A 14,367-nucleotide genomic window follows, 5' to 3' on the forward strand; every position below is an offset into this window, starting at 1 on the left:
CTAACGTTACCCCAGTTAAGATCCCAAGAAGCCCATTTATCTTTAAAGTTACCCCAAATAAAAATCTATTCTTATAACCCAGAGACGGTTTATGCAAAAATCATTATTTGCCCTCCTCGAAAATCTGCTCGAGGAGGTATTTTTGTGGAGAAAAAGCGGCTACCCCAAATAACTTGGAAGTTACCCCAATTAAACTATCGTAAACCCCAAATAAACCTAACGTTACCCCAGTTAACATCCCAAGAAGCCCATTTATCTTTAAAGTTACCCCAAATAAAAATCTATTCTATTATCTCAGAGACGCTTTATGGCAAAATTCAATTTTGCTCCACGGAATTAAGCTCAAAATTTAATTTTGTACACTCAAAAGTGCTCAAAATGGAAGTTTAGCTGAAAAGGAGGTCGAAAAGGTTGGACGAGTGTAATCTTACTAAAAGGGGGATTGTACCGTTGATTGTAAAAGAACGTTCATCTTCAATGAAATTGCGAGGAATAGAAGCAGCATTGCGAAGACTTCCTGAGACCCATCCGAGTTTTTCATATCTTCAATTGCAACAAAGGATTATTAAATCAGGCATGAACGGGGAGAACCACTTAGATTCTTTGTTAAATCGATTAAACTTTAAGTTTGATTATTTTATTTTCCATGATTTGCATTTGAAATCAACAGATTATTTTCAAATGGATAGTTTAATATTGACTCCCTATTATGCAATCATCTTAGAAATGAAAAATATTTCAGGCAATATCACCATTCGTAATAATCATCCACAATTAGAGAGAGTGCTTCCTTCTGGCCAAAGTGATTATTTTAAGAATCCGATTGGACAAGTTATTGAAATGACTGACTTGTTTAATGATTTTTTGGAGATGAGGAATATCCAACTTCCTATCTATTCTGCTGTAGTTTTCAAAGATGCTAATCGTTCTTTATCTTTCGAAGAAACTACTATTCCCATATTGGGACTTCAGGATTTACCCCATTTTATTCGAACCCGCCCGAGGATGAAAAGAGTATTAAATCCATTAAAAATTGTAAATCTTATTGAAACGTTGTTGGGAAATCATCAAGATTACAATCCATTTCCCTTAACAAAAAATTATTCGATCAATCCAGAAGACATTATTACGGGTGTGATTTGTAGTCAATGCCAGAATGTTAGAATGGAAAGAATTCTGAGAGGTTGGACATGCAGAATTTGTGGAATTCATTCTAAAACTGCTCACATAGGTGCATTAGCAGATTATTCGATGTTGATTAGTCATAAAATTAATAATAAGGAGTGTTGTCGATTTCTCCATACAGAGTGTAAAGTAGCCACTGAAATCTTGAGGAATTCGAAAATGAAAAAGAGTGGCTCAAAGAAAAGAATGGAATACTATTTTGATTACAAGAAAAACGGGAGTTAAAAGTATATTAGCGATTCTTCCATAGAAAAAAAGAACCAATTTGCCCTCCTCGAAACTGCTCGAGGAGGTATTTTTGTGCAAGAAACTCTCCAATCCCAAATAAATGAATTCCAATCCCAAATATCCTCATCACAACCCCATTTAAATGACACCAAACCCCATATAAACTTGAAGTTACCCCAATTAACGATGGTTATACCCCAATTAACCGCACCGCCTAAACGTTCATTAACATGTTCTCTTAGTTTTCTCAAACCACTTCAGTGCGTTCTGTTCCATTTCTTTCACGAACATATTTTTTGCTGCACTATATTCACGGCTGTTCTCATACTGTTTCGCCAGCTCCTCTTTAAAACGACTATATTTCGTAGCTTCCAATGGATGCGCACGCAAATAGTCGCGGAAAATTAGATGGCGTGCTATTTGTGGATTATCGTGTTGATAGATATGGATGTGATGCGTTCTGTTTTCTCCGCCTTTTCGGAAGAATCTTCTTCCTTCAATCCCGTACTCTCCAGCCACATCGTATCCGAGTGAATCCATTTTCTCATTGAATAAATCAATTTTATGGATGTCTTTTACGATTCCCATCATATCAATGACTGGTTTTGCTTTTAAACCATGAACAGATGTGCTGCCGAAATGTTCAAATCGAATGATTTCATCTCCAAAAAGTCCACTTAAAATATGAACCTCTTTTTGATACATAAGTGCCCATTCTTCACTGAAGCTAGTCAGCCGAACTTTCATTTGATTTCCCCCAGCCTAAAATATATCTAACGGTTACTCAAACACACTCAAATCCACTCGTCCATCACTTAAGAATTCAACGTCTTCTCCTTGTAGCAACATGCGCTGTAACTCTTTTGATTCTTCATCGGGCACGGCTATTTCCCCGCGTGCATTGACGACACGATGCCAAGGCAAGCCGTGTTTTTCACTCATCGTATGTAAAATTCGCACCACTTGTCTTGCTGCGCGGGGACTGCCCGCCATGCGTGCGACTTGTCCATAGGTAACGACGTAACCTTCAGGTATTTCCTTTAATATCCGAACGACTTCTGCTGTGAATGGTTGCATTTCTCGGTCACCCCTAACTACTTTCATTGTAATCAAACCTCGTTCATCATGTCGACTGAATATGGTATATTACGGGTATCTAAGTATTTAATGTAAAGGAGTGTCCCATATGTTTGATTGTCGTGAAGAAGTATTGGCGTTGACGAAACAGTTGGTTCGAATAGAAAGTATTGTGAATGAAGGCGGGGAGAAGGTTCTATCCCAAGCGTTACATACATTAATTTCGTCTTACCCCTATTTTCAGCAGCAAGTGGATCATGTCATCTACCAGCAGACGGAAAACGATGACCAGGAGCGCTACAATGTCATTGCCTTTGTGAAAGGGACAAAGAATCCTTCGAATAAAACTGTTCTGTTGATGGGCCATATCGATACAGTCGGCATTGATGATTTCAATTTAAAGGAACTCGCACTCGACCCAGATGCTTTGGCGGAAGCGCTGCATAAGGAAGACTTAACAGAAGAAGTACGAAGCCATCTCGAATCGGGAGAGTTTGAGTTTGGAAGAGGCATGCTGGACATGAAATCAGGCGTGGCAAGCCATCTTTATTTGTTGAAATATTATTCGGAACACCCTGAAGAACTTGAAGGGAATTTAATGGTGGTCTTTGAATGTGATGAGGAAGACGGTTCACATGGTATTATCTCTGCTTTAAGCGAATTGAAACGTCTACGTGAGGTACATGGATTTGATTATGTAGCAGCAATCAATGCGGACTTTGTATCACCGCGCTACAAAGGGGATCCGAATCGTTACATTTACAAAGGAACGGTCGGAAAGTTATTGCCATCGTTCTTCATTACAGGCTCGGAAACGCATGTAGGCTCTTGTTTTGAAGGAATTGATCCTAATTTCATCGCTGCGCATTTAACGAGACAAATCAGTTATAATCCAGCACTGTGCAATGAAGCTTTCGGGGAGATAACCGTACCTCCGGTTTCATTGAAACAGATGGATTTGAAGGCTACATACACGGTGCAAACAGCACTCTCTGCGTATGTGTACTTCAATTTCTTCATTCACTCGTGGTCGCCGAAAGAAGTGCTCGATCGCTTGAAAGTAGAAGCGGAAACGGCATTCACGACCGCATTATCGGAGTTCAAAGAAAACTATGTGGCTTTCAGTAAAGTAAGTGGGGAACCGATGAATGACATACCCTGGGAACCACGTGTGATGACATATGAGGAGATGCATTCCTTATTACAAAAAGAGCACGGCGAAGCCTACGACACACATATGAATGCGTTCAACGAACAATTATTACAGCAACCGGAACTGGATACCCGCATGTTCGCAGCCCGTGTCGTCGAAGAAGCATGGAAATGGATGCCCGATAAAAATCCGGCCATCATCATGTTCTACTCATCCCTTTATTCACCTCGAATCGAAGTGACAGGTAAAAATGACAAAGAACAGAATTTGCTTGATGCATTGGAAGTGGCGGTCGAAACTGTACAACCTGAGTATCCGCATCCAATCGTGACAAAAAACTTCTTCCCGTATATTTCAGACATGAGTTTTGTGGCATTGAGTGATGATGCTGCAGGAATTTCGGCAGTTTCAGCGAATAACCCAGGATGGGGAACGAAACATTTTGTGGATTACGAAGCCGTTCGGGCCATAAACGTGCCAGTCATTAACATCGGACCTTATGGATATGACGCACACAAACAATACGAACGAATGGAAAAGAGCTTTTCGCTGAACATCGTGCCAAACTTAACGAATGAAGTGATTCAACAACTAATCGGTGGTAAATAAACTGGAGGCGCTAGGATGAATTACAGAATGTCGAAGAACATTGGGTTCCAAGTGAATGACCTGGAAAAAGCAAAACACTTTTACGAAAATGTTTTAGGTTTAAAAGAGCCTGAAAAAAGTGAAGTCGAGGAAGTGGAATTCCAAACGAATCACAACTCCATATTTCTAATGCAAGGAAACGAAAACCTGGGTCCAATCATGGAATTCGTTGTAAAAGATTTGAATGAAGCAAAGCAACACTTAGTGGAAAACGGTTGTGAAATTGTTCGCTGGGAAGGAAAAGGACGAGATTGTTATGTCCGCGACCCATTCGGAATGGTGTTTAATGTGTGGGAGGAATAGGAAAGAAAATCGATAGAGTTGTTTAGTGGCTACAGGTCAGTATACAATGAGGGGAGTTCAAAGAACTGACAAAGGAGAATGCCACATGGAAATTACAAATCACATGGTTGAAAAAATGAACGACCCTACGGGCATTATTGTTGGAGATCGTTTTGAGTTTCTGCTTGCCGTTGAAGTTGATGAAGAAGATGAGTTATATACAGAAGGCGGATTGGAATTGCGTGTTATTCTGGCTGTAGAAGAGGATACACATCGCATCGTGCAATACCATTTTACCGATAAAGCTTCGAATGAAGTTTTGGATTTTGCACTAGAAGATGACGAAGAGGCAGAAATTCTTGCCTACTGCAAAAATACATTAGCGTAAAATAAAACCCTTTTTCAAAGCTGTGATCTTATTAGATAAGATTAGGCGATGAAAAAGGGTTTTTTATGCCATTTGAATAGTTATCGATAATTGTGAAAAGAGACTGCTGATAAAAGTGGAGAATAAATTGTATTTGGCAATTGCAAAATGTAGTTATTATCTTTATGAATGTAAATATGCATTAAATGCATAAAGATGCATAATTCTGATTTTTTATTTTAGTCCCTTATTGTGATAAATTAAAGCATTCGTTTAGTTTAAGTGAAATTACGCACATAGTGTTGTCATACTATAATGGACAGTAGTGATTTATAATCTCCATAAGACGTTCTGAATTCTCCGATGAGACTCTTTCAGATAATCTTGCCCCAGCAATAATAGGTGCCCATTGAAAAACTTCAGACATTAATAGGCCACTCTTTTCACAATAAAGTCGCAAGTACATATCAGCTAATTCAGACGAATATTGGGAATATAAAAGATAGGTCCGATATATATCAGCACGAATATCTCCTGCACTCGAATCAACCCAATCTAAAACTACCACTTGGTTATCTGTCATAATCAGATTAAATAAATGAAAGTCACCATGACATAGCCTATTCTCGTATGTAAATGAATCCAATTTCTTTAACAAGTAAGATTGTTGTCTTTTATCTAATTTATTTACAGTCTCGATTTGACGGTATAATTTATCATACATTGGTTCGATTGCATCTGGAATAATGCTATGAATTTCAAGTTGCATATCGACTGAAATATTCATGTAATATTTTGCTTGTTCTTTATCTTTCAACATTAAATCTCCTAATGTTTCTCCCTTAACATATTCCATTATGATTGCTTGTTCTCCGTTTATCTTGGTAACTTCTAAAACCTTAGGTACAGGAAGGCCACATGAATAGGCATATTTTTGTTTATTTGCTTCATTCATGGATTCCGTATCTGGCAGAAGATCGTTAAAAAATTTTACTATTTTGTTATCGGAAAGATAAATTTTTGCAGTATTTCCTCTTGCTATGGGATTACCTAAAATCATTGGGTACTCTCCCTACATTTTTTATTAACCTGCTTCATTAGTACTATTATAGTCCACCATTAACTTATAATATTACATTGATTTGACATCCAAGCTAAAAGAAGCAAAGGGGTTTTATTCGTTAAATTTAGAGCAAAATCCTTCCCATTACATAATCCTCTTCAACTAACCCTAACCTACCGTTAGTTCAATAATCATGCAATCAAAAAAACGAATAAATATTAGTATTTATTCGTTTTCCCATTCAGTAATGTTTCATAAAGATTAATAAACATACTGCCAAAACGTACATCGGTTAATTGCCAGTAACAGGTGTAAATCAAACCAACTTCCACCATTCCTCAACAGGATAATCTTCAGAACCAATGAATACAGACTGTCCAATTTTAGGCGTCGTAAGAGCAACGTCATGTTCTTTTGTAGCTTTTGTGACACGTTCAATCGGATCGGTCCATGCGTGAAAGGCAAGTGTAAAAGCGGACCAATGGATAGGCATCATCAATTTGCCTTTTAAATCGTGATGGGCCTGTACTGTTTCTTCTGGTTTCATGTGAATGTTTTTCCAACGATTGTCATACTGTCCACACTCCATCATGGTGAAATCAAAAGGACCATACTTCTCTCCGATTTCTTTAAAATGCGTATCGTAGCCACTATCCCCACTATAGAAAATATTCGATTCTCCACTTTTAATGACCCAAGAACTCCATAAAGTAGAATTGTGATCCAACAGACTGCGGCCTGAGAAATGGCGGGCAGGAGTACTGATAAATTGAATATCTAAATGGTCAAAAGTGTCCCACCAATCGAGTTCTTTAATTCTCTCAGGTGCAACACCCCAACCTTCCAGGCGACTCCCGACACCAAGAGGCACAATAAATTGACCGACTTTGTGTTTCAGCAAATTTACGGATTCATAATCCAAATGATCATAATGATCATGTGAGTAAAGGACGATATCGATAGTTGGAATTTCTTTAATATCAAAAGGCAAATTTTCACTATACCGTTTCATTCCGATTTGGGGAAAAGGGGATGGTGACCGTCCCAACATCGGATCGATGAATACCGTTTTCCCATGAAGATTCAGTATCACGGTTGAATGTCCGAACCATGTCACGCTTGTTTGTGAATCTTGAAGGTTATTCCATTGAAACTGTTCTGTCGGAAGCGAACGGGTGGGCATTGAATCAGGAATTTTTTTAGCATAATCTCTAATGATGGAGCCTAATGTTTGTAAATCATTAGACATGGTCGTATCTGAAAAATTCTTAAATTTATTCTTCTCAAAGTTAGGGGATGCGTTAAATACTAATTTTCTCTTGGCATTCGGTGCTTTCCCGAAAGCTGGATAATGCTGCAAAAAGAGAGTGGAAGCTGTAGCAAATGTTGCCGCTCCAAGTAAAAGTTTTTTCATGTAGGGCACCTCTAATATGTCATGTTTTCCTGATATATGTAGCATAAAAGATATTTGGGGTTTCGTCATATTTTAAGAGTGCTAATTGGTATCTTTGTCCATTAATTCCCATAAAACGCAACATACATCATGACAATATTCAATCGCTCGTGCATCATTTATCCGATTACATGCATGTTATTCGCTTTAAAATGTTAAATATTCATTAAATTCTATTAATTCTATATATTTATCGTGTCGAATCATGTTACTGTAGTACACATTACTTCGACAAACGAAGCGAAAGAGATTAGTGGACGGGGAGTTGGGGATTTTATGTCACAGATGTTAGCTTTAAGTATTTTAGTTTTCATTCTCTTTATAGGAGATGTAGTAGCGATTCGAACAAAAGCGTGGGTTCCTTCAATCTTTATCAGTGCCGTTCTTTTCTTAATCGGTTATTGGACATTTTTCCCCGCAAATATCGTGGAAATCTCAGGAATTCCATCGGTCGTAGCAGTGATGTTAATCTACTTGTTAATTACTAATATGGGTACTTTACTGTCATTGCAGGAATTGATGAATCAATGGAAAACCATTTTAATCGCACTGGCAGGAATTCTAGGAATCATCGCAGCCTTATTTGCAATCGGTACTTTCTTATTTGGCAGTGAAACGATTATAGTCGCCATTCCTCCACTAGTTGGCGGGCTTGTGTCCGCACTTATCATGTCTGAAGGCGCAGCGGATGCCGGACTTCCGAGTCTAGCTGTTTTTGCCATTGTGATCTACGTGATGCAAGGGTTTGCTGGATATCCGTTGACGTCTGTGATGTTGAAAAAAGAAGGAAAACGTTTACTCCAACAATTCCGTAATGGCGAAATTGATTTGAAGCAAGAAGCGGAAGAGCGGGGTAAAACACATTCAAGTGAATTGAAGTTATTTAACTGGATGCCTGAAAAATACAACACGGATTTCTTTAAATTTTTCCGTCTGGCTTTTGTCGGATTTTTAGCGTATCAAGTTTCAACATGGCTTGCACCAGTTGTGACCATAAGTCCATTCGTCCTCTGTTTACTCTTTGGTGTAATTGCGACAAGTGTTGGATTTTTGGAAAAACACCCATTGAAAAAAGCGAACGGGTTCGGGTTCGCCATTTTAGGGCTAATGCTGTTCATTTTGGATGGCTTAAAAAATGCCACACCAGATATGATGCTCGAATTAATCTACCCGTTGATTGGTTGTATTGCGATTGGTGTAGCAGGAATGTACGTGTTCTCATTCATCATGGGCAAGGTACTGAAAGTCAGCAAAGAAATGGCGTTTGCCGTATCTTTAACCGCACTATACGGGTTCCCAGCGGACTATATCATCACCAATGAGGTCATCAATTCGTTAACACCGGATGAAAAAGAACGGGAAGTGTTAACAAGTCACATGTTGCCACCAATGTTAGTCGCTGGCTTCATTACCGTGACGATTGTTTCTGTCATCCTGGCAGGTATTTTCGTAGGTTTCTTGTAAATGAAAAGCAAAAGGACCTTTCCGAATTATTGGAAAGGTCCTATTTAGATTCTCTAGGTGAATATTAGTTCTAGGTAGACAGAATGATGGTCCAGGTAGACAGAATTGCGATGCAGGTTGACAGAATGCAAGTCCAGGTAGACAGAATCGCATTCCAGGTTGCACAAATCGTTAAATTCTATCGAATTTCCTCATCCAGCACATGTTCAACCTATCGCTCGCACGCAAATTGATCTTTATCACGGTCCATTTTCGATTGGTAGGCCGGGTGGTTGCTTGGCACTCCGTTCGGATACTTGGTACGAAGGTGCGTACAATTTTCGAACCACTCGGTCGTTCCTGTCGAATTGGATGTTTCTCCTGTTGTACTTGAAGATTCTCCGCCACCTGTTGAACCGCTCGGTGTTGTCGAAGAGCTATCAAACCCAGAATCTGTGGCATAGTCTTCTACTGCCCAGAAACCAGCTCTCTTCGACTGTGCCTCTTTTTGCGCTTCTTCGTAAAGTGTTAGATGACGTATGTTTGGTGGATACGCATACGCAACGCGTGCCAGCCCTTCGCGAATCAATATTTCCTGGACACTTTTGCCGTCTACATAAACGTAAGCCAATAGCCGTCCATATTTATCACGTTTTTCCCCAATATCAAATTCAAGTGTTAATTTCCCACTATTCACGAGAGCCCGATTGCGTTCCTTCGCTTCTGGCCCGAAAGGTTGCTTTCCTAAACGGGGATGATTCGTCTCTGGTGTATCGATCAACAAGTAACGTACGGGTTCATCAACGCCATTATACATAACGCGAATGGTATCACCGTCTGTTGTCGACACCAGGGTTACTGGTATTTGATCCGTCGTACCTTGTTGAGGTGCGGTTATGATTTTCGGAGCGGGCTTAGATGCTGCTGGCTTTACGGTAGTCGTTTCACCAGAAGAATTTGTATCTTCATTCGAATCTTCCTCGACTTCTTTCGTGACAACTTCTTTGTTTGTCGTCTCTTTTACAACGGGTTCATACTTCTCATTATCAATGCTTGTTGTGCCACAACCAGAAAAAATAAGGGCACTTCCAACAATCAAGCATATTAATTTGTTCTTAAAACTAAAAGTCACTATTAAAATCCTCCTTGATATATCCTTTTCTAGTATAACAACAACCTACTCGAATCAAACATCAAGTTTGCGATTGTATTCCAAAGCCAAATAAAAAACCTCTTCAAGATTCTGAAGAGGTTTGCTTAATTTTTAGATGAAACGACCAAAAATCGTACATCTTTTGCGGTATGGTTAAACCAATAATGTGTTTTGCGCGCGTCGAATAGAATGGATTCTTGTTCATTGAGTTCTACCCGATTGCCATCCATTTCAACTGTTAATACGCCTTCCACAATAAACAGAAATTCATGTCCACCGTGTGAGAATGCATTTCCTTCATTTTCTCCCGGTTGAAGGGTGACCAAAATAGGAGAGAAGCTGGCATCTCGAACGCCATGGGACAAGTCCTTATAATAAAACCGCTCTTTGCGGATAGCCAAATCTTCCTGGGTATGTTCTTCTGCAAAAAACACACTCGGATTCACACTGAGTGCATCCGCAATTTTCTTTAGCGATTCAAGCGTAACACTCGATTTTCCACGTTCAACCTGCGATAAAAAACTGATGGACACTCCGGTTTGTTCAGCCAAAGCTTTTAACGTCAATTTCCGTTCTTTGCGAAGACTTTTTAATGTATCGCCTATAGATCCTTGCGGCATCAGAATTCCTCGCTTCATCATAATCTCTTACTTTCATCATACATCACTCAAAATGGGGACAGCAATGATATTTAATTGCGACAAAGTATTGACAGAAAATTTAGTACTGTCTAAAATGAATCACAAGAGAAATTAAAGTGTCACTTCAATTTTATTTCACAAGGGGGATTTATGATGGACAAAAAACAAACCCGTCGCGTCTTGATTGCGAGTTTAGTAGGGAGTTCAATCGAGTGGTTTGACTATTTCTTATACGGAACAGTTGCTGCACTTGTATTTAACCAACTATTCTTTGTAAATGAGGATCCGACAGTCGGACTCTTATTAGCCTATGCATCATTTGCTTTAGCCTTTTTCATCCGTCCATTTGGCGGTGTGATTTTCAGCCACATCGGTGACCGTATTGGCCGTAAGAAAACGCTTGTCTTAACGTTAAGTTTAATGGGGGTTGCAACGTTTGGGATGGGATTATTGCCAACGTACCAAGCAATTGGCGTTTGGGCTCCAATTCTATTGATTACACTTCGCTTAGTCCAAGGTTTAGGAATCGGCGGGGAATGGGGAGGGGCACTTTTACTTGCGGTAGAATACGCACCACCTGAAAAACGCGGATTATTCGGCAGTATTCCACAAATGGGTGTAACCATCGGGATGTTGATGGGAACGGTCGCTTTATGGGTAATGACTTTGCTTCCTGAAGAGTCATTTATGACATGGGGCTGGCGTGTACCATTTATTTTAAGCGCTTTATTAGTTATCTTCGGTTTATGGATTCGTAAAGGCATTGATGAAACACCTGAGTTCAAAAAAGTGCAGGAGTCTGGCGATATTCCTAAATTACCGATTGTCGACACACTGAAATATCACTGGCGTGAAGTGTTGATTGCCATCGGAGCAAAAGTGGTGGAAACGGCACCTTTCTATATTTTCAGTACGTTCGTTGTATCATACGCAACGACAAATTTAGGATTTACACGAACATCAACTTTAACGGCCGTTATGATTGCTACTGTTGTAACAACGATTTTAATCCCAATCATGGGGAACTTATCGGATAAAGTAGGACGCAAAAAGTTATACGTTGCTGGTGCTGTCGGGATGGCACTTTTTGCATTCCCGTACTTCTGGATGATTCAACAAGGGTCCGTTGCATTGTTAATCATCGCAACAGTTATCGGACTTGGCATCATTTGGGCTCCGATTACGGCGGTTCTTGGCACAATGTTCTCTGAAATCTTTGATGCAAAAGTACGCTATACGGGCATTTCATTAGGTTATCAAATTGGTGCAGCAATAGCGGGTGGTACAGCTCCACTTGTAGCGACGGCATTATTGGCGCGTTTTGATAATTCGTATGTACCCGTTGCACTTTATATTGTGTTCACGGCACTTATTTCACTTGTATCGATTTGGGCAGTGAAAGATCGCAGTCGACAACAATCAAAACGAATCGTTGTAGGAAAAGAGAGTCGCGCGTAAGCGACTCTTTTTTTCTTCCTAGTCGGCTAAATTTTGAGCAGTAACGTTTTTGTAAGGAGGAAGACCATGTTAATCATCAACGAACAGCAGATTCAACAATTATATAAAATGGCGGATGCCATTGAAGATATTTCAGCGGTATTAAAAGCGAAAGCGGCTGGGAAAATTAACAATCCACATCGAACTGTCCTGGAATTTCCTGAACAGGAAGCCTCCGCATTATATATGCCAAGTGCAGATTCGGCGGGTAATGTATCAGCGGTCAAAGTAGTGACGATTTTCCCTGGAAATCCTGCACAAGGAAAGCCAACCACACAAGGTGTTGTATTGCTTTCAGATGCAACTAACGGCGAGCATATTGCAATGATGAATGCATCGTATTTAACACGATTACGTACGGGCGCACTTAGTGCAATTGCAACGGACTTCTTGTCTAAGAAAGACAGTCGCATTCTTACAGTGATTGGCACGGGTGCCATGGCTTTTGAACAAGTGCTGGGAGTACTTGCGGTTCGCAATATTAACAAAATCATTCTAGTTAATCGGACACCTGAAAAAGCGCAGACATTTGGTGAAAAGCTACGTTCTTTTGGCGTCGATATGCCGTTTGAAATTGCAAGCGACGTTTCCAATGCGGTGAAGCAAGCGGATATTATTTGCTGTGCGACACGCTCCAACGAACCTGTCTTCAGGGGATGTGATATTCAACCAGGAACTCATATTAATGGGGTAGGGTCATACTTGCCCCATATGAGTGAAGTGGACGGAACTACTGTGTTAAGTGCAGATAAAATTGTAGTGGACGATTTGGCGGGCGTAAAAGAGGAAGCTGGGGAATTGATGCACGCGGCAGCTAGCGGCAACTGGTCATTCGAAGAAGTCCATGCACAACTGGGGGAACTTGTTGTTGGAACAGAGACGGGAAGAGAAGTACAAGAAGAAATCACATTCTTTAAATCCGTAGGCACTGCTTATTTCGATCTTGCTGTTGCAAAAGGCGTCTATGCCAAAGCAAAAGAAGCAGGAGTAGGGATGGATGTAGAAGTTTAATATCTCCTGGAGCATCAGCTTAGCCTTCGGGTTCTCTTGATGTAAATAGCAGCTTACAACGAGATAATAGCATCGCATTTAGCGACGGTATTATCTCGTTTTATTTTTTAGTACGTAATGTTCTTCCTTCTGATTAAACTAATCCCTTATCTAAGGAACTTACATTGGAAAGTGCTAATTCTTGTCAACACACCGATGCAAAACTGATTTTTAACATCTTACATGTTTGCGTTTAAAACCGAGCTTCCCTCTATCAATTTCTTTTTGAATACTTTCGTGAGCGTTTAGGTAACTGCTTTTTTTCTGTGCCTTTTTGATTTCTACTAGCCCAACAGCCTTAGCGGTCTCAACTGCTTTTTCGTGGAGAGGCAAATAGGAAATCCCCACGGTGTATAGAAAATTATTCATAGCAGATTTCGTTCGTTCTGGAGAATCGTGAATCGTATTTTTAACAAGATCAAGCATATTGGAAATCTTAGATTCGGAAAACTCATGGTCTTTACGATTACCTAAAAGCCAACAGTAGCAACTCCAGCCAGCTGACATTCTCAGCTCTTCACCGCTTGCAATCCATTTATCAGCAACCTCTTGGGCAATGTCTGACTCTGATAATGTTACTGCCACGACATAATCAGACAGCATGTAAAAATACGCTGCATCCATCCAACGATCAAAATCCGCTTCAGTCATAGCTTGTGGATCTGCAATGATTCCTGCAAAGTACATCGCATCGTAGTTGCCTGTGGAATAAAGCTCTTCAGCCAAAGGTTGATTAATTTTTATCTTCTTTGACATAGGCTTCATAGCGCCTGTAGCTGTACCAAAAAGAGGCTCGTGTGCACCGTTAGATATGTATATTTTTTTAGTTCGTTCCTTGCCAAGGGCTTCTAGCTCCTGCATAACTGTTTCGAAATCCATCGAGTTGCACGTCCTTTTTTATTCATATTTTAATGGTAAGCAATTAGTATTCTATATTAAGCATTGTTTTGAATCGAAAATGAGAAACCATCCTGCTTCGCTAGTTCAAAGAGATTGACCACTTATTATTAATTGTAATATTCTTTCGGATTTGAGATGTTGTTCTCAATGAAAAACTTTGCCTGATTCTTGAACATCTCAATATGTTCCTTTGTTCAAAAGCAATATGCACTTTTTCTTTAAAATAA

Annotated in this window: 14 protein-coding genes; 7 read left to right on the top strand and 7 right to left on the bottom strand. The window is 39.8% G+C overall.

The features are described 5' to 3' along the window. Window positions 1-450: 450 nt before the first annotated feature. Window positions 451-1,410 (top strand): nuclease-related domain-containing protein, encoded by a 960-nt coding sequence (locus tag ACQKEV_RS00995; protein WP_427442510.1) that lies wholly within the window; start codon window positions 451-453, stop codon window positions 1,408-1,410. A 228-nt stretch (window positions 1,411-1,638) separates the two neighbouring features. Here ACQKEV_RS00995 and ACQKEV_RS01000 read toward each other — a convergent pair whose 3' ends face one another. Together ACQKEV_RS01000 and ACQKEV_RS01005 are read right to left on the bottom strand one after the other, a co-directional pair. Further along, window positions 1,639-2,160 (bottom strand): GrpB family protein, encoded by a 522-nt coding sequence (locus tag ACQKEV_RS01000; RefSeq protein WP_427442512.1) that lies wholly within the window; start codon window positions 2,158-2,160, stop codon window positions 1,639-1,641. A gap of 33 nt (window positions 2,161-2,193) precedes the next feature. Continuing rightward, window positions 2,194-2,490 carry an MGMT family protein gene (locus ACQKEV_RS01005; RefSeq protein ID WP_427444782.1) on the bottom strand — a complete coding sequence of 99 codons (297 nt, stop codon included), beginning with the start codon at window positions 2,488-2,490 and terminating at the stop codon, window positions 2,194-2,196. A 109-nt stretch (window positions 2,491-2,599) separates the two neighbouring features. Between ACQKEV_RS01005 and ACQKEV_RS01010 the strand changes: the two genes are divergently transcribed. The 3 genes from ACQKEV_RS01010 to ACQKEV_RS01020 all read left to right on the top strand — a co-directional run bounded on the left by ACQKEV_RS01010 (window position 2,600) and on the right by ACQKEV_RS01020 (window position 4,961). After that, a complete protein-coding gene (locus ACQKEV_RS01010; RefSeq protein WP_427442514.1) occupies window positions 2,600-4,252 on the top strand; it encodes a M20/M25/M40 family metallo-hydrolase in 1,653 nt (550 codons plus the stop codon). A gap of 15 nt (window positions 4,253-4,267) precedes the next feature. Continuing rightward, entirely contained in the window at window positions 4,268-4,594 is a 327-nt protein-coding gene (locus ACQKEV_RS01015; protein ID WP_427442516.1) for a VOC family protein, read from the top strand. An 85-nt stretch (window positions 4,595-4,679) separates the two neighbouring features. Next, window positions 4,680-4,961 carry a DUF6509 family protein gene (locus tag ACQKEV_RS01020; protein WP_427442517.1) on the top strand — a complete coding sequence of 94 codons (282 nt, stop codon included), beginning with the start codon at window positions 4,680-4,682 and terminating at the stop codon, window positions 4,959-4,961. Window positions 4,962-5,250: 289 nt separating this feature from the next. Here the strand turns inward: ACQKEV_RS01020 and ACQKEV_RS01025 are convergent, their stop codons facing one another. Both ACQKEV_RS01025 and ACQKEV_RS01030 read right to left on the bottom strand, forming a co-directional pair. After that, window positions 5,251-6,000, bottom strand: a complete 750-nt coding sequence (locus ACQKEV_RS01025) for an aminoglycoside phosphotransferase family protein (protein WP_427442519.1) — start codon at window positions 5,998-6,000, stop codon at window positions 5,251-5,253. Window positions 6,001-6,319: 319 nt separating this feature from the next. Beyond that, window positions 6,320-7,417 (bottom strand): MBL fold metallo-hydrolase, encoded by a 1,098-nt coding sequence (locus tag ACQKEV_RS01030; protein ID WP_427442521.1) that lies wholly within the window; start codon window positions 7,415-7,417, stop codon window positions 6,320-6,322. Between the two features lie 315 nt (window positions 7,418-7,732). Between ACQKEV_RS01030 and ACQKEV_RS01035 the strand changes: the two genes are divergently transcribed. Then, complete coding sequence (locus ACQKEV_RS01035; protein WP_427444784.1) at window positions 7,733-8,920, top strand: hypothetical protein; 1,188 nt, start codon at window positions 7,733-7,735, stop codon at window positions 8,918-8,920. 211 nt (window positions 8,921-9,131) lie between these two features. On the opposite strand, the gene ACQKEV_RS01040 is transcribed toward ACQKEV_RS01035, so the two are convergent. Then, window positions 9,132-10,031: a thermonuclease family protein gene (locus ACQKEV_RS01040; protein WP_427442523.1), complete on the bottom strand. Its 900-nt coding sequence runs from the start codon at window positions 10,029-10,031 to the stop codon at window positions 9,132-9,134. 125 nt (window positions 10,032-10,156) lie between these two features. Then, window positions 10,157-10,672, bottom strand: a complete 516-nt coding sequence (locus ACQKEV_RS01045) for a helix-turn-helix domain-containing protein (RefSeq protein ID WP_427444786.1) — start codon at window positions 10,670-10,672, stop codon at window positions 10,157-10,159. 174 nt (window positions 10,673-10,846) lie between these two features. On the opposite strand from ACQKEV_RS01045, the gene ACQKEV_RS01050 reads away from it, so the two are divergent. Next, entirely contained in the window at window positions 10,847-12,151 is a 1,305-nt protein-coding gene (locus ACQKEV_RS01050) for an MFS transporter (protein WP_427442525.1), read from the top strand. A gap of 66 nt (window positions 12,152-12,217) precedes the next feature. Then, the gene (locus tag ACQKEV_RS01055) at window positions 12,218-13,201 is read left to right on the top strand and encodes an ornithine cyclodeaminase family protein (RefSeq protein WP_427442527.1); all 984 of its coding nucleotides are present in this window, start codon (window positions 12,218-12,220) and stop codon (window positions 13,199-13,201) included. Between the two features lie 210 nt (window positions 13,202-13,411). On the opposite strand, the gene ACQKEV_RS01060 is transcribed toward ACQKEV_RS01055, so the two are convergent. Then, the gene (locus ACQKEV_RS01060; RefSeq protein ID WP_427442529.1) at window positions 13,412-14,119 is read right to left on the bottom strand and encodes a DNA alkylation repair protein; all 708 of its coding nucleotides are present in this window, start codon (window positions 14,117-14,119) and stop codon (window positions 13,412-13,414) included. Window positions 14,120-14,367: the final 248 nt, after the last annotated feature.

The organism is Paenisporosarcina sp. NPDC076907, assembly GCF_050269735.1.
GTDB lineage: Bacteria > Bacillota > Bacilli > Bacillales_A > Planococcaceae > Paenisporosarcina.